The organism is Enterococcus sp. 12C11_DIV0727, assembly GCF_002148425.2.
Classification (GTDB): domain Bacteria; phylum Bacillota; class Bacilli; order Lactobacillales; family Enterococcaceae; genus Enterococcus_L; species Enterococcus_L lemimoniae.
Window position 1 is genome coordinate 2,618,167 of sequence record NZ_CP147248.1, and the last position, 22,802, is coordinate 2,640,968.

A 22,802-nucleotide genomic window follows, 5' to 3' on the forward strand; every position below is an offset into this window, starting at 1 on the left:
TTAATTACTGTTTGTCTATTTAAGGGAAGGGGAGTTATTTAACTGATTTATTAGGGAATGAAAATTATTTTTTTGCTTTTTTTAGTTTTTTCTTGACATTTTACGCAAACGATTGCACAATGTATGAGAATAGATCATTAAAAAATTCCTGGGAGGAACAAAAGATGAAAAGAAATATGAAAAAGCTTTTGACATTAGGAGTAACAATGACGGCAGCAGGATTTGCTTTAGCAGCGTGTGGCGGAGGCTCGACAGATAAAAAAGCTTCTGACGGAAATGAAAACGCTTCTATAAAACTGTGGGTAGATGTAGCGTTTGTTGATACGTATAAACCATTAGTAGAACAATTTGAAAAAGAGCATAAAGATTGGAAAGTGACGATCAAGCCGAGTGAATCTGCCTCAGCGCAAGAAAACTTGAAAAAAGATCCTAGTGCTGCAGCGGATGTTTTTATGATGCCTCATGATCAATTAGGACAAATGGTCGATGCTGGAATTATTTATGCAAATACAAAATATGAAGATAGCGTGAAAGAAAATAGTACTGAAAGTGCAGTCGCAGCAGCGACTTATGATGGGAAGTTATACGGTTATCCTTATGGTGTGGAATCACAAATTTTATACTATAACAAAGGAAAATTAGCGGAAGATGATGTGAAAAGTTGGGAAACATTAACATCAAAAGGCAAATTAGGTGCGAACTTTGGTGAAGCTGGCGCCAACTATATTTTCACTCCGTTATTTATGTCAAACGGGGATGAGTTATATGGTAAAGATGGCGAAGATATCAACGGCACGAACTTCAACAACGATCAAGGTGTACAAGTCTTAAAATGGATTCGCTCACAAAAAGACAATTCTGGTGTGGTGCAATCAAATGCTGACGCGCTTTCTAACTTAGGAAATGGTAAAATCGATGCTTATTTATCTGGTCCGTGGTCTAAATTGGATGTAGAAAAAGCTTTGGGTGATAACTTTGCAGTTGCGCCTTATCCAACGGTTGATTTAGGTAATGGTGCAGTACAGCAAAAAGCCTTTTTAGGAGTTAAATTATTTGGCGTCAACGCTTCAACGAAAAGTCCTGTAGCTGCAATGGCCTTAGCTGATTTCTTAACGAATAAAGAAAATCAATTAACCGTTTTTGAAAAAAATGGTACAGTGCCAGCCAATAAAGAGGCGCAAACAGATGGTAAAGTGACCTCTGATAAAGTAGCTGAAGCTGTAATGACGATGAGTGATGCAGACCATTCAGTAGTAATGCCGAAACTTCCAGCAATGGTTACCTTCTGGGGACCTGTGGAAGCAGTGATCAATGATACGTATAACGGCAAAATTGCGGAAGATCAATACTTGCCAAAATTAGATAAATTAGTGAAAGATACCAGTAAATCAGATAAATAAACGTTAGAAATTATAGTGGAAATAGCGGCTGAGTAGAATAGAACAAAATTAAAGGTCAGTTTTATTTTCCTCGCTAAATCTGAATAAACGGCGAGAAAAAAGCAGCTCCTTCGGAAATAAGCTGAAATTCACCAAAATTTGAAAGAGCGATTTTCGTGAATTTCCTCTTATTTCTCGGAGTTAAACGCTTTGGTCTCAGCCTCTTGATTTCAAAGAAGAACAGGAAGTGAAATGCTATGAAACTAAAGTCAAAGTCGGAAGGTCAGCTCACGTTTAGAGAGTTGTTTAAAAAAGGCGATACACCGATCAAGCTTTCGTATATTTTTATGGGAACAGCCAATATTTTGAATGGACAAATCATCAAAGGGTTGGCATTTTTAGCACTGCAAATCGGGTTTGTGGCGTGGCTCGTCGTGAATGGCTTTCATGCATTGTCAATGCTGCAATCATTGGGAACCAAAGCGCAAGGTTGGGTCATGGATGAGTCGTTAGGGATCGAGGTACAACAGCCGGGAGACAATTCGATGTTGCTGTTATTATTTGGGATCGCTGCAATTATTTTGATTTTACTCTTTATTTTTCTTTACATCGTCAATCTGAGAAGTGCCCGTAAAATTTTTACCTTGAAGCAAGCGGGGCAAGCTTTGCCGACGCTGAAGGAAGATCTAAATAGTTTGTTGAATGAAAAATTCTATATTACGTTGATGAGCATTCCGTTGCTAGGGGTATTAGCCTTTACGATCTTGCCACTGTTGTATATGATTTCGATTGCGTTTACGAGTTATGATCATAATCATTTGCCGCCTAAAAATTTATTTCATTGGGTCGGTTTTGCTAATTTCAGCAATGTGATTACAGGAGATATTGCGGGGACCTTTTTCCCGGTGCTTACTTGGACATTGGTTTGGGCCGTTTTAGCAACGGCAACCACTTTTTTCTTCGGTATTCTGTTGGCGTTATTGATTAATGCTAAAGGGGTCAAGGGAAAAAAAGTCTGGAGGACGATTTTTGTGATCACGATGGCGGTACCGCAATTTGTCAGCTTATTGTTGATGGCAAACTTATTCAATGGTTCAGGACCAGTGAATGCAATGCTTCAAAATTGGGGCTTGATCGATCAGCCGATTCCGTTTTTGACAGATGCTTTATTAGCCAAAGTTACGGTTATCTTCGTTAATATGTGGGTTGGGATTCCGGTCACGATGTTAGTCGCGACAGGGATCATTACTAATTTGCCGACCGATCAAATCGAAGCAGCCGAAATTGATGGCGCTAATAAGTTTCAAATCTTTAGAAATATCACGTTCCCGCAAATCTTGTTTGTCATGGCACCTAGTTTGATTCAACAGTTTATTGGGAACATCAATAATTTCAATGTGATTTTCTTGTTAACTGGCGGACAACCAGCGAATAGTAATTTTCATTCTGCTGGTGAGACCGATTTGCTAGTAACGTGGTTGTATAAATTAACCGTAACAGCCGCCGATTATAATCTTGCATCGGTAATCGGGATCATTATCTTTGTACTTTCAGCTGTCTTCTCTTTATTTGCTTATACACGAAGCAGTTCATTTAAAACGGAAGGAGCGTAAACAAGCTTATGAAATCGAAAAAAAGAAACCATTTAGTCCTACATTATACATTATTGACGATTTTATCGATTGTCTGGATCTTTCCAATCGTTTGGATTGTTTTGACTAGTTTTAGAAGTGAAGGCGGAGCCTTTGTGACGTATTTTATACCTAAACAGTTTACCTTTGAAAATTATAAAATGTTGCTGACAAGCTCGACTTATCCGTTTGTTCAATGGTTTTTAAACACGTTGTTTGTAGCGATTTGCAGTTGTATTTTATCAACATTGATCACGATTGCCATGGCATATTCTTTAAGCCGTTTAAGGTTTCGGGCGCGTAAACCCTTTTTAAAGCTAGCTTTAGTGTTGAATATGTTTCCTGGATTTATGAGTATGATCGCTGTTTACTATATTTTAAAAGCGATGAATTTAACTGGTAGTTTATTGGCCTTGATTTTAGTGTATTCCTCTGGAGCGGCTTTAGGCTTTTATATTGCAAAAGGCTTTTTCGATACGATTCCGATGGCATTAGATGAATCAGCTATGATCGATGGTGCAAGCAAGTTTGAGATTTTTACAAAAATCACATTACCATTAAGTAAACCGATCATTGTGTATACAGCATTGATGGCCTTTATGGCGCCATGGATGGATTTCATTTTTGCAAAAATCATTTTAGGCGATAACGTCAATAAATATACAGTTGCGATTGGTTTGTTTACGATGCAAACCAAGGATAAAATCGATCAATACTTTATGGCGTTTACAGCAGGCTGTGTTTTGATCGCAGTGCCGATTACGTTACTGTTTATCTTTATGCAGAAATATTATGTTGAAGGAATTACCAGTGGTTCTGTGAAGGGATAAAAAGGAGAAAAGCATTCCCAGATGGAGATGCTTTTTTTATGTCTGTCTTTGAGTATAAGCAGAAGTTTCACCTTCAATCACATTAGCAATCTCCGCAGCTAATGTTTCTCTTGAAATAGGTTCATATCCATGAACGAGTTTTCTAATTCCAGGTATTGCTTTAAGCAGGTTGATCCCAAAGGCACTAATAACAGAAAAATAACGCTTTTTATCCACAACTAAACTAGGGTAAATAATCACATATTGTAGGCTGCTTGCTTTGATCAGTTGTTCAGCTTGCAGTTTAGCATTCATATAATTTCTTAAAGGGAATGGGGCGCTATTGGCAGATATAAATAGGAAATGTGCTGTCGGATTATGCGTGCTTAAATAATCCAGAATTAGTTGGACCGGCGATAGAATAAAGCGATCATAGGTAATTCCTTTACGAGGATGCTCAAAAAGAATTCCGATAGTGTCGATGACCCAATCAGCTTGTTGGATAGCTTTGTGCCAATTGGTATCGTTTAGGATATCTGAACGAACCCAATGGACTTTTTCAGACCAAGAACTTGATAAATCAGTTGGTTTTCCATGACGTGAAATGCTGGTTAGGTCATGTCCTCTGTTGGTCAGTTCTTCAATCAGTTTTTGCCCAATAAAACCACTTCCACCGAAAATAGTTATATTTATCGTGTTCACCTGCTTTCGCTATGTAATATAGTTAGTTTAGCATTATTTTCCGAAGGATAAAAAGAAACAGTACGCTGAAGCACCTAGCATACTGTTTCTTTTTATTTAATCGTTACTGCGACACCGAAATGATCGCTAACAACAGGTGTCTGTTTCCCATCAAAGAGGATCTGATAATCGGTAATCGCTAATTCTGGGGAAGTGAAAATATAGTCTATACGCAATTTCTCCTGATTTGCGCCCCAACCATCAATGGCCTTTTCAACAGTATGTTCACCTAATTTTTCTGCTGCAGCTAAAAAGCTATCTTGCAACTGTAACGGACTGTTTAGTACCAGATCATAACCAGTTTTGGCAAGTGATGGGGGATTGTTAAAGTCTCCCATAAGCAACAACGGTGCCGTGTGATGTTGTAAGGCGCGTTCGGTTTTCTGCCATTCATGTTTAAAACCGCCCGTTTCTAACCACCAAGAATAATGACAACAAACTGCAGTGATTGATTGCTCAGCTAGTTTTGTTTGACCAATCAGGATAACTCTTGTGCGGTAGTCATTTGGATCTGTGGTGTCAGAAACGAGGACTATTTCAGGGATGATTGGCTGCTTTGAAAGTAGTGCGACCCCTTCATGATAAATTGAGTAACCAATGTGATTATAGGCCCAACTCCAGTGGTAGTCGTGTCCTTGTTCCTGTAATCGTTGTACTAATAAATGAGCGAAGTTATCTTCGTGGATCGGCTGTTGCTTTTCAGTTGGATGGAAATTATGGGTTGAAATGGCCGGTAAACTGTCCATGCGTTGGTTGACTTCTTGTAAGGCAATCACCTCATAGTCTGCTTTGATGATTTGATCGGCTAATTGTTGTAATTTTTCTAAGGGCTGTTCTTCTAACCAGCTGTGAGTATTCAACGTTAGTATGTTCATAGTTATTTCCTCCTGTGATTATAAAAACAAGGTCGTGCCTAAGACATAACTCTGCGAGCTATATCCCGCCTGGAATACGGATAAACGGTGGGAGCAGAAGCAATCACTACGCTACGCTTCGATCACATCAAATTCTAAGTGCTAAAGCACTAAGATTTGAAGGCTTCGGAAATAAACCGGAATTCACAAAAATTTGAAAAACACCAGGTAGGTACCAATCATCATCAGTTCATAAACTCACTGTGATTCTTGGCAATTTTCGTGAATTCTTTCTTATTGCTGTAAAACACAGCGAGGTACGAGCTGATGTTGCACAGTACCTACTTGGTTCTCGGGATTAAACACTTCTGTCCCGACTTCGCCCTATTTAGACTGTTGTTTGTGTTAAATATCTAATCGTCCGATAACAGTTCCAGGATCTTGTTTACCAACTGTATCTAAATGGAAAGCATTGATCTTTTCGCCATTTGTAAAGACTACGATCATCGTTGTTTGTTTACCAGCGGCTTTGATTTTGTCCAAATTAGCAGTGGCAATCATGGTGCCTGCTGTGACCTTTTGACCTTCAGTAACATGGATCGTAAAGGCGGACTCTTTCATTTCGATCGTATCAAGTCCCATATGGATCAAGACTTCAATGCCTTCATCCGTCTGAATCCCTAATGCATGTTTTGATGGGAAGATACTGCTGATCACGCCATCGATTGGTGCGTAAATCGTTGAGTCTTCTGGGATAACGGCGAAACCATCACCCATCATTTTTTGTGAAAAGACAGGATCATCGACTTGATCGATAGCAATCACTTCACCATTTGCGACAGGTAGGATTGTTTTGGTGATGCCGAGATAATCAGTTGTACTTGTTGGTGTATTCGTTGTTTCTGTTTGTTGCGGTACAGGTATTTCGACGCCAGAATCTAGTAAGTCTTGAATATCTGATTTTAACACGTCGGCTTTCGGTCCGTAAACTGCTTGAACGCCATTATCTTTTACGATCAGCCCCATAGCGCCTGCTTTTTTCCAAGCTTCTTCCGCTCCAACTTTATTTTTATCTGTAACACTGACGCGTAAACGGGTCATACAAGCATCAACGTCTACGATATTTTCTTTTCCGCCTAATAGATGAACGATATCGATGATTTGAGGATCGAGTCCACTAATGCTTTGAGTATTACTTGTTTCGGAAGTTGTTTGGGTTTCGTTATTATCATAGTTACCGTTGCGGCCTGGTGTCGCAAAGTTGAATTTTTTGATCATGAAATTAGCAATAAAATAAGTTAGGACGCCAAATGCAATCGTGCAAAGTACGAAATTTAACAAATCCCCGCCTAATCCGGCTTTGATTGCAAGCGGTGTTCGAGTCAATAATTCGATATTTCCAAAAGAGTGAACCCGCAGTGCAACGATATCTGCCATAGCGAACGCAGCTCCTTGAATAATGGCGTAAACAACATATAAAGGAACCGCCGCAAACATAAACATGAATTCTAAAGGTTCAGTAACACCTGTTAAAAATACAGCCAGCGCCGCTGAAAGATACATTGATTTATAGCTGGCACGTTTATCTACATCAACATTTCGGTACATTGCCAGGGTCATACCCATCAAAATACCAGAAGCGCCAATCATTTGGCCTACTTTGAAGCGAGCAGGTGTCCAGTTGGCTAAAACAAAATTATATTGAGATGTGTCGCCAGCGCCTTTTAGATTGACTAAGTCAGTTGCCCAAGCTAACCATAAAGGATCTTGTCCAAAAACTTGCGTTCCTGCTTGTGCGCCAGATAAAATTTCATAAGTTCCGCCTAGCTGTGTATAGTTGATCGGAATCGTCAACATATGATGTAAACCAAACGGTAATAGCAAACGTTCTAAAGTTCCGTATAAAAATGGTGCTAAAACTGGGGCCGTATCTTGAGACTGAGCGATCCAAAGTCCAAAATTATTGATACCCGCTTGAATATAAGGCCAAATAATGGCTAAAAGGATTGCGACGATTGTTGACCAAAGTATCACGACAAATGGCACAAACCGTTTACCGTTGAAAAATGAAAGTGCATCTGGTAATTTACGGTAATTATAATACTTATTAAAGGCCATCGCACCAACGAAACCAGCGATGATTCCAACGAAAACGCCCATATTTAATGCGGGTGCTTCCAAAACACTTGTGAAAAAGCCTTTGACCATAATTTTAGTGCCGAACAATGTGTGGATAAACGCTTTGTCGTCTGCCAGCATGGCGCTAGTAACACCAAAAATCGATCCTGTGATGCGGTTGATCAAAATAAATGAAAGCCCAGCGGCAAAGGCTCCACCTGCGCGTTCTTTCGCCCAGCTACCGCCAATCGCAAGTGCGAATAAAATGTGTAAATTACCAATGACAGCCCAACCGATATTTTCAATAACACCGCCTGTTGTAGCTAACGCTGCCCAATCTGGATTGATCAACGGAATGGTTTTACCGATGCTGATCATTAATCCTGCAGCTGGCATAACAGCGATTACAACCATCAGTGCTTTACCAAACTTTTGCCAAAATTCAAAACTCAATAACTTTTTCATCTTTTTTCTCTCCTTTGCAATAATTGCGCAATCGTTTTCGTTGATTGTAGTATAAAGCAGATTTTTATTTTTGTAAACCCTTAAGTACGATCACTTTGTTTTCATTATCAATAAAAGGATAGTATTATTAAAGATAAAGAAATTATAATTGTTAAGGTGTAATCCACAAATAAATATTTGACAATGCAATCGGTTGCGTTTATTATGATGTTAAGAAGCGAACCATTTACAGGAGGAGATAAAATGAATCACTTATTTGAAATAGACCCATGGAAAATCGCAACACATCAATTAGCACGAGAGGAACGCCGTTTGCAAGAATCGTTAACTTCAATAGGAAACGGTTATATGGGGATGAGAGGGAATTTTGAAGAACAGTATACAGGTGATCATCATCAAGGGGCTTATTTAGCAGGTGTTTGGTATCCTGACAAAACAAGAGTTGGCTGGTGGAAAAATGGTTATCCTGACTATTTTGGTAAAGTGATCAATGCAGTGAATTTTATAGCCATGGATATTTTTGTAAATGGTGAGGCGGTTGATTTAGGGATTCAAACAGCAAAGGATTTTTATTTAGAATTGGATATGCATAACGGGTTGTTGACTCGGACATTTGTTATTGAAGTTGGCGAGACAAGCGTTAAATTCCATTTTGAACGTTTTTTAAGCATTGTTCAACAAGAACTTGCGGCGATTCGAGTAACAGCAGAAGTGCTTACAGGGACGGCGGATATTCAGGTCATTTCAAAAATCGACGGTGATGTTCGTAATGAAGACAGCAATTATGATGAAATGTTTTGGGAAGCACAGCAATCAGGTTTTGAAGGGACGATTGGCTTTTTAACGACTAAAACGATTCCAAATTCTTTTGGCATCGAGCAATTTAGTGTGACTGCCGCAATGAAGCATATAACAGAGGCTGAAGTGGGGATAGTAGAAACTGAACCATTGAAAGTACAACAGTCATTTCAAGCAACACTACAAGTAAATGAATCGATCACGTTAGAAAAACAAGTCATCGTTTTAACTAGTCGTGATCTTCCAGAGGCGGAACAACAAGGAAATGCCGTTCAACTGTTGCAAGACAACACGAAGACGTTTGCTGAATTATTAGACGAGCAAAACGCAGCTTGGGCAAAACGTTGGGCGCTGGCTGATGTTGTGATTGAAGGTGATGATGCCGCACAACAAGGGATTCGTTTTAATTTATTCCAATTATTTACAACGTACTACGGTGAAGATGAACGATTGAATATTGGACCAAAAGGCTTTACTGGTGAAAAATATGGCGGTGCCACTTATTGGGATACTGAAGCGTATGCTGTTCCTTTGTATTTAGCTTTAGCCAAACCAGAAGTAACCAAGAACCTCTTGAAATACCGCTACAACCAATTAGAGCAAGCAAAACACAATGCTCGTCAACAAGGGTTAGCTGGTGCCTTATATCCGATGGTAACCTTTACTGGTATTGAATGCCATAATGAATGGGAAATCACGTTTGAAGAAATCCATCGAAACGGAGCAATTGCCTATGCAATCTATAATTACGTCAACTATACAGGCGACAAAGAGTATTTAAAGAACGAAGGACTGCAAGTTTTAACGGAAATTGCACGTTTCTGGGCAGACCGAGTTCATTTTTCTAAACGTACTGGAAAATACATGATCCATGGCGTGACTGGACCAAATGAATATGAAAACAACATCAATAATAACTGGTACACAAATACGATTGCAACATGGGTGCTGCAATATACGTTAGAGAATTACGCTCAATACAAAGCAGAAACGCCAGTCAAAATTACAGAAGCAGAGCAAGCTCATTGGCAAGAAATTGTCGAAAATATGTACTATCCTTTTGATGAAGAATTAGGTGTTTTTGTCCAACATGATACCTTCTTAGATAAAGACTTAATGCCAAGGACAGCATTAACACCAGCGGATCTTCCGTTAAATCAACATTGGTCTTGGGATCGGATTTTACGTTCTTGTTTTATTAAGCAAGCAGATGTGCTACAAGGGATTTACCTCTTTGGTGAACGTTTTTCTCGAGCGGAAAAAGAACGGAACTTTTTATTTTATGAACCAATGACGGTCCACGAATCTTCGCTATCACCAAGTGTTCATGCGATTTTAGCAGCAGAACTTGGAATGGAAGAAAAGGCAGTGGAAATGTATCAACGTACGGCTCGCTTAGATTTGGATAATTATAACAATGATACAGAAGATGGCTTACACATTACCTCAATGACGGGTAGTTGGCTCGCGATCGTGCAAGGATTTGCTCAAATGAAAACAGCTGGTGAAACCTTGAGTTTTGCACCATTTTTACCAAGTACTTGGTCATGTTACGCCTTTCATGTGAACTATCGTGAGCGCTTATTATATGTGACGGTAGATAAAGAGAATGTCCGCTTGCAACTAGTAACAGGCGCAGAGCTGCCACTTACGTTATATGGCAACAAATTCATTTTAGCAGATGAATTAGTGATTGAAATGGAAAAGGTGAATGAAGATGTTTAAAGGGGTACTGTTTGATTTAGATGGTGTTTTAACCGATACAGCCGAATACCATTACCAAGCATGGCAACGTTTAGGGAAAGAAATTGGGATCACGATCGATCGAGCATTCAATGAAGAATTGAAAGGTGTCAGCCGTGAAGATTCGTTGAAGTTGCTTTTAGCTCATGGCGGACGGACAAACGCGTTTGATTCAGAGCAATTTGCTGAATTAGCGCAGCGGAAAAATGAGTATTACGTTGAGATGATCCAACAAGTCGGTCCAAAAGATGTCTACCCAGGGATCTTAGACTTGTTAAAACACTTAAAAAAAGAAGAAATCAAAATCTCGTTAGCTTCTGCGAGTAAAAACGGGCCATTCTTATTAGAAAAGATGGCGTTGATGTCTTATTTTGATGGGATTGCAGATCCAGCAGAAGTAGCGAAAGGCAAACCAGATCCAGAGATCTTTCAATTGGCAGCGGAAAAAGTTGATTTAACAGCCGCTGAGTGTATTGGGATCGAAGATGCTAAAGCGGGGATTCAAGCGATCCTAGCAAGTGGTGCCTTGCCAATCGGTGTTGGACGTCCAGCAGATCTGGGATCAGATATTGTAGTGGTTGCCTCTACAAAAGAATTGAAGATCGAGCTTTTGACTTCTGTATGGCAAACAGCAAATAAAAATTGAATGAACGAGAAATGCGTTTAAATAAAAAATGACGATAGCAACGAAGCATTAATCTGTGGTATTATTTTCTACGATAGAAGGATTTATAATTAACCGTGAAAGGAGTGGAAAAGATGACGATTACAGTCAAGGATGTTGCCAAAAAGGCTGGAGTAGCCACATCTACGGTTTCCAGAGTAATCAATGATCATCCCAGCATTTCAGATGCTACAAAGAAAAAAGTCTATAAAGTAATGGAAGAAATGGGGTATGTGCCTAATATTGCTGCTCGTAATCTTGGTAAACGTTCTTCGGGAGCTGTGGGCGTGATTTTGCCACCGTTGGATTCTCGCGAGCGGATGGGGAATCCATTTTACTTAGAAATTATTGAGTCGATCAATGATGAAGCACGTAAGCATAGTATGACGACAGCGATTGCCACGGCACAATCTTTTGAGACCTTATTGGAAAATGTCCAGCTAATGCATCGACAAAAACAAGTTGACGGCTTTATCCTGCTCTATTCCGATAAAGATGATCCCGTCATTGACTACTTATTCGAAAATCAAGTCCCATTCTCATTGATCGGTCAACCTTATACGAACGAAGATCAAGTGATCTATGTAGATAATGATAATCAATTATTGGGAAAACATGCTACGGACTATCTAATTGAAAATGGCCATAAAAATATCTTATTTATTACCAATACAACGCACGAAAACGTCTATTACGAACGCTATTTCGGCTATCAAAAAGCGATGATGTTGGCTAATTTAACGGTGTTGCCTTCTGTTGATATGGAGCAACCTGAAGATTATGTAGCATTTGAACAATTGCTAAAAGAAACCAAAGCTACGGCTGCAGTTGTGATCGATGATATCTTTGCGATGAGGATGATTCAACTAGCACAAATGTATGGTTATCGTGTGCCGGATGATTTTTCAGTGATTAGTTTTAATAACTCGATTTATGCTACATTAGTTCATCCTTATCTGACCAGTATCGATATCGATATTGCCGAACTTGGGAAAATGGGCATGCAAAAGTTGATCGAATCTTTACAGGAAAAAGAAGCAACTGGAGTTCGGATGGTGATTCCGCATAAGTTAATCAAGCGGGAAACAGTGCTATCCTTGAATGAAACAAACTAAAACCACAACAAATAAACCATTAAAATCTAACTAGTTCAGAAATAAAAAGCTGAACTAGTTAATTTTTATTGGCAAAAAAACGACTACAATTGTAAACTTTTTGTGATGAGCAAGAAGGAGAGGAGAAAATGATACAATCAATAACCGATGAAAACTTCATCCAAGAGACAAGCCAAGGAATTGTTCTAGTAGAATTTTGGGCACAATGGTGTAGTTATTGCAAAATGCTGGAACCTGTTTTAGAGGAACTAGATCGAGAATATGCAACGGACATTCAGATTAGACAAATGAATGTTGAAACAAACGAAGTAATTCCCGAACAATATAATGTAATGAGTTTACCGCTTTTAATTCTATTTAAGGATGGAGAAGCAAAAGAAAAAATTGTTGGCTATTATCCCAAACATATACTGAAGAACTATTTTAAAGAAATCCTACAAAAATAAAATATTGACAAACAAGCTATTATGAATTAAGATACAAGTGAATCAAAAACGACTACAATTGTAGATTCCGAAGAAAGTAGAAGATACTTATGAAAACTAGCAATTATGATCTTTTTAAACGTGATTAACACATCTTTAAAAAAATCGTTCAACCAAGGCTTCAACTAAACAACATAGTGATTCTTTCAGCCAGATATATTCCGGAAATACAAGGAACAATAGGTAAAGTAACTACCATCTATGAGATTTAAGCATGTGCAGTAACTTATAAACGTACTTGATCAGCAAGTCTGGCTGATTGAAGAGGACCTGATGCAATAATTAAAAAGTGGGAGGAAATCTAAATGGCAGTAGCAGAAATGCACCATATAACCGATGCGGAATGGGAAATTATGAGAGTTGTCTGGACGCAAGGAACAACAACGAGTAAAGAAGTCCAGCAAATTTTAAATCAAAAAACAGAGTGGAAAACAACAACCGTAAAAACCTTACTCGGACGTCTGGTTGAAAAGAATTTCCTATCCACTGAAAAAAACGGCAATAAATTTATTTATCGATCATTAATAGAAGAAAAAAGTACGATTCAGTTAGCGACAACAGAACTACTAGAGAAAATCTGTGCAAAAGAGGTCAGTTCTGTTGTTAAAACAATTATTGCTGAAAGCTATCTGAGTTTTGAGGATATAGAGCAGCTAGAAAAAGTATTAGCAGCAAAGAAAGAATCAGCGGTGGATGTTGTGTTATGTAATTGCACCTCAGAACAATCACTGTATCAACAAGCAAATTAAAAAACTAAGGAGATGGAGAAAAATGGAAGTAAAAACATTTGATATAGAAGGGATGACGTGTGCCTCTTGTGCTCAAACAGTCGAAAAGGCGACTGCAAAACTAAGCGGCGTGTCAAAGGCCACCGTCAATCTTGCAACAGAAAAACTAAATATTGAATATGATGAAAGTAAACTATCAGAAAGCGATATTCAAAAAGCCGTGTCCGATGCAGGCTATGAAGCTTTAAGTAATGTACAACAACGAACGTTTGATATAGATGGAATGACGTGTGCTTCATGTGCACAAACGATTGAAAAAGCAACCAATAAACTAACGGGTGTCTCAAAAGCTTCAGTCAATCTAGCGACAGAAAAAATGGTCGTTGACTTTGATCCATCAGCAATAAACGTTTCTGATATCACCAAAGCCGTATCAGATGCTGGATATGAGGCAATCGAGCAAGTGGATTCTGCAGATACTGTGGATAAAGACCGCGAGAAAAAACAAAAACATATCAAAGAAATGTGGCAACATTTTTGGATGTCAGCAGTCTTTACGGTTCCATTATTATATGTCGCAATGGGACACATGGCAGGTCTGCCATTACCAGCAATAATCGATCCAATGATGCATCCAGAAACATTCGCCATGGTTCAATTGATTTTAACGATTCCTGTATTATATTTAGGTAGAAGTTTCTTTACAGTTGGGTTTAAAGCTTTATTTAAAGGACATCCTAATATGGATTCGTTAGTTGCTTTAGGAACTAGTGCAGCTGTAGCGTACAGTCTATACGGGACTGCTATGATTTTTGCTGGCGATCCGCAATTCACAATGGCGTTATATTACGAATCAGCTGGCGTGATTTTAACATTGATCACATTAGGGAAATACTTTGAAGCTGTTTCAAAAGGAAAAACATCAGAAGCGATCAAAAAATTAATGGGCTTGGCACCAAAAAATGCCCGTGTTTTCCGTAATGGTCAAGAAATGGAAATTCCAGTAGATAGCGTTCAGTTAGATGATACGATCATTGTTCGTCCAGGAGAAAAAATTCCAGTAGATGGCGTTGTGATAGAAGGATCATCTGCAATCGACGAGTCAATGTTAACAGGTGAAAGTATGCCAGTTGAGAAAAAAGTCGGGGATAATGTTATCGGTGCAAGTATCAACAAAAATGGTAGCTTCCGTTTAAAAGCAACCAAAGTCGGTAAAGATACAGCATTGTCTCAAATCATTAAATTAGTTGAAGATGCTCAAGGATCCAAAGCACCAATTGCTAAAATGGCAGATAAAATTTCTGGTGTTTTTGTACCGATCGTAATGGTTTTATCTGTGTTAGCTGGTTTAGCTTGGTACTTCTTAGGACAAGAATCATGGGTATTTGCATTGACGATCACGATTTCCGTTTTAGTTATCGCTTGTCCATGTGCGTTAGGATTAGCAACACCGACAGCGATCATGGTGGGAACCGGAAAAGGCGCTGAAAATGGCGTATTGATCAAAAGTGGAGATGCACTTGAAACAACGCATAAAATTCAAACAATCGTTTTTGATAAAACAGGAACAATTACAGAAGGAAAACCAAAAGTAACAGATGTCGTGACAGCTAATGATATGAGTCATGATGAATTATTAAGACTAGCAGCTTCAGCTGAAAAAGGGTCTGAACATCCTCTAGGTGAAGCAATCGTAAATGGTGCAGAAGAAAAAAATCTAGCCTTTGCTCAAACAGAAGAGTTTGAAGCAATTCCAGGTCACGGGATTGAAGTAACGATCGAAGGGAGCCGTTTATTGTTAGGAAATAAAAAATTGATGGATGATCGTGGTATTTCTTTAGGAAATTTAGGCGTCACATCAGATCAATTAGCAGAACAAGGTAAAACACCGATGTATATTGCGAAAGATGGCGCGATTGCAGGGATCATCGCAGTTGCGGATACGATTAAACCAAACAGTATTCCAGCAATTAAAAAATTGCATCAAATGGGTATTGAAGTTGCCATGATCACAGGTGATAATAAACGAACAGCTCAGGCAATCGCTAAGCAAGTGGGTATCGATCGTGTACTAAGTGAAGTTTTGCCAGAAGACAAAGCCAACGAAGTGATGAAGTTGCAAAAAGAAGGTAAGAAAGTTGCCATGGTTGGGGATGGCATCAATGATGCGCCAGCATTAGCACAAGCGGATATCGGGATCGCAATTGGTTCTGGTACAGATGTTGCAATGGAATCAGCAGATATCGTATTAATGCGTAGTGACTTGATGGATGTCCCAACAGCGGTAGAATTGAGTAAAGCGACAATCAAGAATATCAAAGAAAACCTATTCTGGGCCTTTGCGTATAACACGTTAGGAATTCCTGTAGCGATGGGTGTATTATATCTATTTGGCGGACCACTACTTAATCCGATGATTGCAGGAGCTGCGATGAGTTTCAGTTCAGTCTCTGTGTTGCTGAATGCTTTACGGTTGAAAGGGTTTAAACCTTCAGCGTTGAAAAAATAAAAAAGAAACGTTAGTAAATTGACTTAAAAGTTTATAAAATAGCCACTATCTTACCTTAATTAATGGAAAGATAGTGGTCTTTTTATTTCTGGATGAAAAGGACTAAAAAATTGATTACTTCTATAATGTAGCAGGTGCTAAAGATCTATCTTTATGGCAATAACTGCTTTTTTAAAGTTTTATCCATACTCAACGTATTTTTTTAGCAATTCGTGTCATGCCGTAATAATCAGTATAAATAATTTTTTGGAAGGTCTCTTTTTCTTGATGAATAAAAACAATTGTTTCGTTTATTTTTTCTGTTTTGAATACAGATTTATTGTTATCTGAATGGAGGTGTTTAAGTTTGAGTTTATACGGAGCATCGTATAATTTAGGCACGATAAGAAACAAATCCTCATCTGCGATTACCTCAAAAGAGAAAAAATCCTCTACTACTTCATACAGACCAACAAACCGCTTCAATAAGTAGGGAAATGTTGGTTGTATACGAGGTAGTGTGATATTAAACGAACTATCGAATTTCAATTCACTAATCTCTTTAGTAATGACACCTACTGGAATTAAGTCAAGATTACTTAAAAAAATAACTATGAATTCATCTGTTTCAAACTGTTTAATCGAATTAACAAAACCGCTGACATCACCAAAATGCTGTCGGCATAGCTGTCCGTTGATTTTAGTAATATCCCAACCGCAAGCATAACTTCCCTGATTGATGGTGAACATTAATTTGGTTAAGTCTTTCGAGATGAGTTCATGCCTTCTAAGTGCTTGATCCCAAAGGTATAAATCTTTTGCCGTGGAATAAATACCGTACGCTCCTAGTGGAAATGAAGTGTTCGTTTGAGGAGTATTTATTTCTTTTCCCCAGTAACTATAACTTGAGGCTAATTTTGAGATGATATCTACTTCATTCATGCATCCAGTATTGTTCATATTTAGCGGTGTAAAAATATGTTCTTGTAAAAACTGCGCATATGAACGTCCAGAGACCACCTCGACTATTTTTGTCAAAACTAAATACCCAGAGTTAGAATAAGCAAATTGACTGCCGGGTTCAAACTCTAGCGGCAAATTCTTGAATAAATCCAACATACCATCAAGCGTCCAGCTAAGTCGCATCGTTGTTTCCCAAAAATCTTCAAGTGAAGTGAAGTTGGGAATTCCAGAGGTACAAGTCATACAATGGTAAATAGTTATCTTATCTCCGTTTGGAAAATTGTCTAGGTATGTGTTGATAGAGTCACCACTTGATAAATAGCCTTGCTGTTGTAGAATCAATACTGCCATGGAGGTGAAAGCTTTTGTCAATGAACCTATTTGATATTTCGTGTCAGAGGTATTTGCAACATTAAACTCAATAGAAGCCAGTCCAAAACTTTGTTCTAAAAGAATGCCTGTTTTATCCGCAACAAGCAAATTCCCCTGCAAATAGCCTTGTTGATCATAGGTATTTATGTAACTTTCTAATTTTTCTTTAAAATTCATAGTGTTTCCTCTTCAGAAATCGTAGCGGAAATTTCTTTATGCAAGGTCCATACATCTTGCCCTAAGTTACTCATGATTGTGATATTTAGGTTCTGTGATCGATCATAAGATGAAATAAATGAGATGCCAGGATCTTGTCCCTGCATGTATGGGAAAATCTGTTCATCTTTTTTGGCAATCCAAAAACCATAGCCGTAACAATCAGAAGCTTGTATTGTTTGCATCAGGTTTACAGCATGTTCAGAGATGATTTTTCCGCTAAACAAGGTTTTCCAAAAACGGGAAAGATCGTTTAATGTTGTAAAACATCCTCCTGCACCACTCCCTTTAACGTCGATGCTATAAATATTAGAGTAAAATTCTTCAGTTTCGCTATCATAAATATACGCATTCGCGACATTAGCTGGCAAGCGGTCTAAAGAAAAATATCCAGTTGAAGACATGCTGGCAGGTTCAAAAATGAGTTGTTTCAAATAACAATCAAATTTTTGGCGAGTCACTTCTTCGATGATCGTTGCTAAAAGAACATAGCCTGTATTGTTGTATTGAAATCTTTTCCCAGGGATATTAACCATTTTTTTATCAATAAAAAGCGGAAAAAGATCACTATTTTTACGTATTTTGTAATTAGGAAAATCTTCCCACAAGGCTGCATAATCAGTCAGTTCTTCTTCGTCGAAATAATCTCCAACACCTGATGTATGATTCAGTAGTTGATGAACAGTAACAAGAGGATCGATATTGGGCATATTTTTTGAGAGAATTTGATTGATAGGCTGGTCAATACCGATTTTTCTATCTTCAATCAGTTTCATGATCGCAACGGCAATGAATGTTTTGCTCCCAGAAGCTGTTCCGAAAATCGTATCAATGGTATTGTCTATTTGATTAGAAAGATCTCGATAGCCATAAGTATCCAATAACAATGGAACATCATTAGATGTAACGCTGATAAAGCCACTAAAATCTTTTGGAATAGCGTGATATAAGTTCATGAGCGAAACTCCTTAAGTTAGAATATGTATTTGTCATTATATACTATAATAAGTTTATCATTAATTATGTGCCGAATGGTTTATTTTTTTATCCTTTTGGGAAAATAGTTGGTGGATTGCTCACTTTTAGTATTTAGTGTAATGCTATTGAAAGAAGGAGTGGAATTGAAATTGCAAGAGAATGTATGCTACCATAGAGCAGATATCAAACAAACGTACAATAAAGCAAGAAAGGAAGTGATCAGCAGATGAATACCTATAAATTAATATTGATCATGCTCCCGCCGCTTCCCGGAGATCGATGTTTTTTTTCAACTCTTTAATAAAGTAAAGTAGCTGTGAAGATTTGTTTTTGCAGCATTTAATCTAGGAGGAAGTATTTTGAAAAAAAGCATCGTAACGCGTGTACCATCTTTATTATTATTGATTGTTTTAGTTGGATTTCCACAAATCAGTGAAACAGTTTTTACTCCGTCATTACCAGATATTGCCCTTGATTTTAAAACCTCTATGGCCACTGTTCAATTGACGTTGAGTATTTATTTTATAGCATTTGCATTAGGAGTATTCTTTTGGGGTTGGTTATCTGATTTTATCGGCCGACGTAAGGCAATGCTAACTGGATTGTTCTTTTACGGAATCGGTAGTTTTCTTTGTTTTCGTTCAGAGACGATAGAATTTTTACTCTTTGCTCGATTTATTCAAGCTTTTGGTGCTAGTACAGGATCAGTTGTCACCCAAACGATTTTGCGTGAAAGTTATTCTGGGAATCAGCACCATGCGTTATTTGCACAAATTTCCGTAGCTCTTGCGTTTACCCCAGCAATCGGACCATTGATTGGCGGCATCGTTGACCAATATTGGGGCTTTAAAGCCGTTTTTCTTGTGTTGGTCGTGATGAGTGTGTTGATTTTTAGTTATGCCTATTTCTGTTTGCCAGAGACTTTTGAAGTGAGTAAACGGATGTCGGTGAGATTAAGACCAATCATTAAACGTTTTATAACGAATCCAAGAGTTTTAACGTATGGTTTTTTAATAGGAGCAATCAATGGCGTGTTGTTTAGTTACTATGCAGAAGCTCCTTTTATCTTTATCGAGCATTTTCATTTATTAACTGCGATGTATGGCTTTTTAGGGGTTGGTGTTGCGGGAGCTTCCATTTTAGGCTCGTTATTATCGAAACGCTTGTTACCGATTTATCAGCCAGAAAAGATTATTGAGATTGGAATTAAAACGATACTATTCGGTACGATGTTTCTACTTTTGGTAAGTGGCCTACCTATTTTTACCGATGGCACTCAGTTTTGGTTGATGTTGATCGGGATTTTTATTCTACTCACAGGGACAGGAACGGCACTTCCCAATTGCCTAAGTTTAGCATTGACAGATTTTCAGCATGTCATCGGTACAGCGGGAGCTATTTTTAGTTTAGGGTATTATTTGCTAGTAAGTTTGTTCACGTTTAGTATGAGCAAACTTCATAATGGAACATTAATGGTGATGCCGTTGTATTTTCTAGTGATCGGCAGTGTGATGCTTCTTTTGGCACGGAAGCTCTTATCACCAAAGAAATAAAGTTAAACCAATAAATAAAAAACATCTGCGTAAATGTACGTGGATGTTTTTTCGTGAGCGGTTTCTTTTTTTGTTATAATTGAGTTAGTATTAGAAAAAATAGTGGGGGCGAGTTTGGTGAGAGAAATTTTGTTACAGGCAATCGGCTTTTGTTTCGTGATTTTTTTAGGCTACTTGATGAAACGGATTGGTTTGTTAAGTAAAGCAGATGGCGGAACATTATCTGTTATTATTGTAAATATCACATTGCCGGCAACAGTTATTGTGAGTTTAGCAAGTGTAGATGTTTCCGGAACGTTATTTTTTTTATTGATAATGGGGATCATCTTAAATATCTTAGTTATTTTGATTGGTGGGCGAGTAAGTAAAAAACAAGCTATTTTAGAACGGAAATTTCAAATGTATTCCATGTCGGGCTATAATATTGGAAACTTCAGTTTGCCTTTTATCCAAGGATTTTACCCTTTGGCAGTACCATTTCTTTTGATGTTCGATATTGGAAATAGTGTCATGTTGACAGGCGGTAGTACGTTGTTGATTGATAAAGTTGTTGGATCCAAAGAGGAGATAACGTTTAAAAGAATTGTATTATCGTTGTTTAAATCAGCGCCTTTTACAGCGTATATGGGTATGTTGTTGCTTAGGATTATACAGGTTGGATTGCCGCTAGAGTTGATAAGCATACTAGAAATGATTGCCAAAGCAAACGGCTTTTTGTCGATGTTTATGATTGGGTTGTATTTTGAATTGAGATTGCCTAAGAAAGCGATGCGATTAGTGAAAGAAGCGTTAGTTTGGCGCTATTTATGTGGAGTGGCATTTGCATTATTATTTGCTTTTGTGTTGCCATTGGATCCGTTATTACGGATTGTGTTAGTTGTATTGAGTGTAGCACCGATGCCGACTTTTTCAGTGATTAATAGTGTAAAAGCAGGGATACCAGAAGAAACAGTTGGATTTACATCCTCTGCAAGTATTTTGATCAGTTTGATATTGATGACGGTCATCATGATGTTGATGGGATGACAATAGAAAAAGAGTGTGAGACAAACGTAGGAATCACGTTTGTTTCACACTCTAAATGCGGATGAGTGCTTTTGACCCATCCTCTTCCTTTTAACTTAAAATCAAGCGTTCTGCAATGTAGAAATCCCCGTCATACGGCGTGTCTTCTCCGCCGACTTTTTGATACAAGTCAGCACCTTTTCCAGCCAAAACGACGGCGTCTTCTCCTTGGCTCATGGCAAGAGCCCTTTCGATCGCTTCACTTCGATCGGCGATTATTTCGACTGGAATATCTGTTGTGATATAAGACTGGATTTCTTCACATATCGTAATTGGATTTTCATCAGCAGGATCATCCGTCGTTAGAATGGCACAATCAGCTAATTCAGATAAAACAGTACCAAAATCTTTACGTCGAGAAATAGCTTTGTTTCCAGTACTGCCGATAACAACAAGTAAACGACCCTTAGGATGTTCTGCTTTGACAAAAGTCAAAAGATTCTTTAAACTGTCATAATTGTGTGCATAATCAACATAGACTTTTGCACCATTTTTATTTGTTAACAATTCCATTCGGCCAGGAACGGTTGTGTCGCTGATTCCTTGTTGGCAATCGTCGCGTGTGGCGCCAACCAAAGCGCTAGCTAACGCAGCACTTAATGCATTTCCTTTATTGAAATCGCCACCTAAGCGCAAGTGATAGGCACCAGACACAGCTAACGAATCATTTTTTGCTTCGATTGAGAAAGAAAGTGAATCATCTGCACTTTTTTGATAGACATAATCAGTATCTGATGAAAAGTGATCGCCATAGACAATATAGGGAACGCTATGCAATTCAGCCGTTTCTTTCAATAATTGGAAATGATCAGAGTCGTGATTCAAAATCATTGTTTTTGAATGGGTGATCAATTGACGTTTGCAGTAAAAATAATCATCAAACGTTGGATGCTCGATTGGGCTTATATGGTCAGGTGTGATGTTTAGAAAAATACCGACATCGAAAAATAGACCATATACCCGATTTGTTTTATAGGCTTGCGACGACACCTCCATAATGAAGTGGGTCATATTATATTGAACCGCTTCAGCCATCATGCGATAAAGATCAAGAGATTCAGGCGTAGTTAAATGTGATTTGAAAAAAGTCTGGCCATCTAAAGTTGAATTCATTGTGGACAACATCGCAGTTTTCTTATTTGTTGCCTGATCTAAAATGAATTTAGTAAAGTAAGCAGCAGTTGTTTTTCCTTTTGTCCCAGTAAAACCAATTAGCTTTAATTTATTTTGGGGATAGTCATAAAAAGTCATGCTTAAAATCGACATTGCTTTTTTTATATCTGTTACAATAATTCCTAATGCAGCGGGGACTTCATAGGGCTGTTCTGCTACATAAACCTCAAGTCCGGAAGCAACTGCTTTTTCCAAATAGTCTGCTTTAAAATTGAGTCCTTTACAGAAAAAAAGTGTATCAGCACTTACAGTACGGGAATCATATGATAGTGTAGAAAATGTTTTATCGTTCATTGAGGCAGGGGGTGTTAACAGCCAACCTTGTTCTGAAACGAATTCTTTTAAAAGATGCTCTTTAATCAAGCATTCACGGATTTTTTTTAAAGAAATAGTCATCATTGCGCCTCCAAGCGGTATCTATAATCTAAATAGTAGATTATTGGATAGAAAACTTTAGAAATTCA

At 38.1% G+C, this 22,802-nt stretch carries 17 protein-coding genes; 11 read left to right on the forward strand and 6 right to left on the reverse strand.

From position 1 onward, the window contains the following. Window positions 1-164 precede the first annotated feature (164 nt). The 3 genes from A5866_RS12395 (at window position 165) to A5866_RS12405 (ending at window position 3,840) form a co-directional block, all read left to right on the forward strand. Window positions 165-1,400 (forward strand): extracellular solute-binding protein, encoded by a 1,236-nt coding sequence (locus A5866_RS12395; protein WP_086277321.1) that lies wholly within the window; start codon window positions 165-167, stop codon window positions 1,398-1,400. Window positions 1,401-1,636: 236 nt separating this feature from the next. Then, window positions 1,637-2,992, forward strand: coding sequence for a carbohydrate ABC transporter permease (locus A5866_RS12400; RefSeq protein WP_086277319.1), 1,356 nt, complete (start codon window positions 1,637-1,639; stop codon window positions 2,990-2,992). A gap of 8 nt (window positions 2,993-3,000) precedes the next feature. Beyond that, window positions 3,001-3,840, forward strand: a complete 840-nt coding sequence (locus A5866_RS12405) for a sugar ABC transporter permease (RefSeq protein WP_086277318.1) — start codon at window positions 3,001-3,003, stop codon at window positions 3,838-3,840. Between the two features lie 36 nt (window positions 3,841-3,876). On the opposite strand, the gene A5866_RS12410 is transcribed toward A5866_RS12405, so the two are convergent. From A5866_RS12410 to A5866_RS12420, 3 genes are all read right to left on the reverse strand, one after another. Then, complete coding sequence (locus tag A5866_RS12410) at window positions 3,877-4,512, reverse strand: NAD(P)-dependent oxidoreductase (RefSeq protein WP_086279651.1); 636 nt, start codon at window positions 4,510-4,512, stop codon at window positions 3,877-3,879. A 101-nt stretch (window positions 4,513-4,613) separates the two neighbouring features. Continuing rightward, entirely contained in the window at window positions 4,614-5,435 is an 822-nt protein-coding gene (locus tag A5866_RS12415) for an endonuclease/exonuclease/phosphatase family protein (protein WP_086445225.1), read from the reverse strand. A 384-nt stretch (window positions 5,436-5,819) separates the two neighbouring features. Beyond that, entirely contained in the window at window positions 5,820-7,997 is a 2,178-nt protein-coding gene (locus A5866_RS12420) for a PTS transporter subunit IIBC (protein WP_086445224.1), read from the reverse strand. 183 nt (window positions 7,998-8,180) lie between these two features. Between A5866_RS12420 and A5866_RS12425 the strand changes: the two genes are divergently transcribed. From A5866_RS12425 to A5866_RS12450, 6 genes are all read left to right on the forward strand, one after another. Next, window positions 8,181-10,520, forward strand: coding sequence for a glycoside hydrolase family 65 protein (locus A5866_RS12425; protein ID WP_422389674.1), 2,340 nt, complete (start codon window positions 8,181-8,183; stop codon window positions 10,518-10,520). Next, window positions 10,513-11,184 (forward strand): beta-phosphoglucomutase, encoded by a 672-nt coding sequence (gene pgmB / locus A5866_RS12430; protein ID WP_086277311.1) that lies wholly within the window; start codon window positions 10,513-10,515, stop codon window positions 11,182-11,184. Before A5866_RS12425 ends, pgmB begins: the two co-directional genes overlap by 8 nt. A 113-nt stretch (window positions 11,185-11,297) precedes the next feature. Continuing rightward, entirely contained in the window at window positions 11,298-12,317 is a 1,020-nt protein-coding gene (locus A5866_RS12435; protein WP_086277309.1) for a LacI family DNA-binding transcriptional regulator, read from the forward strand. 128 nt (window positions 12,318-12,445) lie between these two features. After that, on the forward strand, window positions 12,446-12,763 hold the full coding sequence (gene trxA / locus A5866_RS12440) for a thioredoxin (protein WP_086277308.1): 318 nt from the start codon (window positions 12,446-12,448) through the stop codon (window positions 12,761-12,763). A gap of 344 nt (window positions 12,764-13,107) precedes the next feature. Next, a complete protein-coding gene (locus A5866_RS12445) occupies window positions 13,108-13,551 on the forward strand; it encodes a CopY/TcrY family copper transport repressor (RefSeq protein WP_086277306.1) in 444 nt (147 codons plus the stop codon). A 22-nt stretch (window positions 13,552-13,573) separates the two neighbouring features. Further along, on the forward strand, window positions 13,574-16,039 hold the full coding sequence (locus A5866_RS12450) for a heavy metal translocating P-type ATPase (protein WP_086445222.1): 2,466 nt from the start codon (window positions 13,574-13,576) through the stop codon (window positions 16,037-16,039). A gap of 189 nt (window positions 16,040-16,228) precedes the next feature. Here A5866_RS12450 and A5866_RS12455 read toward each other — a convergent pair whose 3' ends face one another. Both A5866_RS12455 and A5866_RS12460 read right to left on the reverse strand, forming a co-directional pair. Further along, the gene (locus tag A5866_RS12455) at window positions 16,229-17,530 is read right to left on the reverse strand and encodes a serine hydrolase domain-containing protein (protein ID WP_086277303.1); all 1,302 of its coding nucleotides are present in this window, start codon (window positions 17,528-17,530) and stop codon (window positions 16,229-16,231) included. After that, window positions 17,527-18,525: a serine hydrolase domain-containing protein gene (locus tag A5866_RS12460; RefSeq protein ID WP_086277301.1), complete on the reverse strand. Its 999-nt coding sequence runs from the start codon at window positions 18,523-18,525 to the stop codon at window positions 17,527-17,529. The genes A5866_RS12455 and A5866_RS12460 overlap by 4 nt, the downstream gene beginning before the upstream one ends. Window positions 18,526-18,906: 381 nt before the next feature. On the opposite strand from A5866_RS12460, the gene A5866_RS12465 reads away from it, so the two are divergent. Beyond that, window positions 18,907-20,100, forward strand: a complete 1,194-nt coding sequence (locus A5866_RS12465; RefSeq protein WP_086445221.1) for a multidrug effflux MFS transporter — start codon at window positions 18,907-18,909, stop codon at window positions 20,098-20,100. A gap of 117 nt (window positions 20,101-20,217) precedes the next feature. Further along, window positions 20,218-21,126 carry an AEC family transporter gene (locus A5866_RS12470; RefSeq protein ID WP_086277295.1) on the forward strand — a complete coding sequence of 303 codons (909 nt, stop codon included), beginning with the start codon at window positions 20,218-20,220 and terminating at the stop codon, window positions 21,124-21,126. 90 nt (window positions 21,127-21,216) lie between these two features. On the opposite strand, the gene A5866_RS12475 is transcribed toward A5866_RS12470, so the two are convergent. Next, entirely contained in the window at window positions 21,217-22,734 is a 1,518-nt protein-coding gene (locus A5866_RS12475; RefSeq protein WP_086445220.1) for a UDP-N-acetylmuramoyl-L-alanyl-D-glutamate--L-lysine ligase, read from the reverse strand. Window positions 22,735-22,802: the final 68 nt, after the last annotated feature.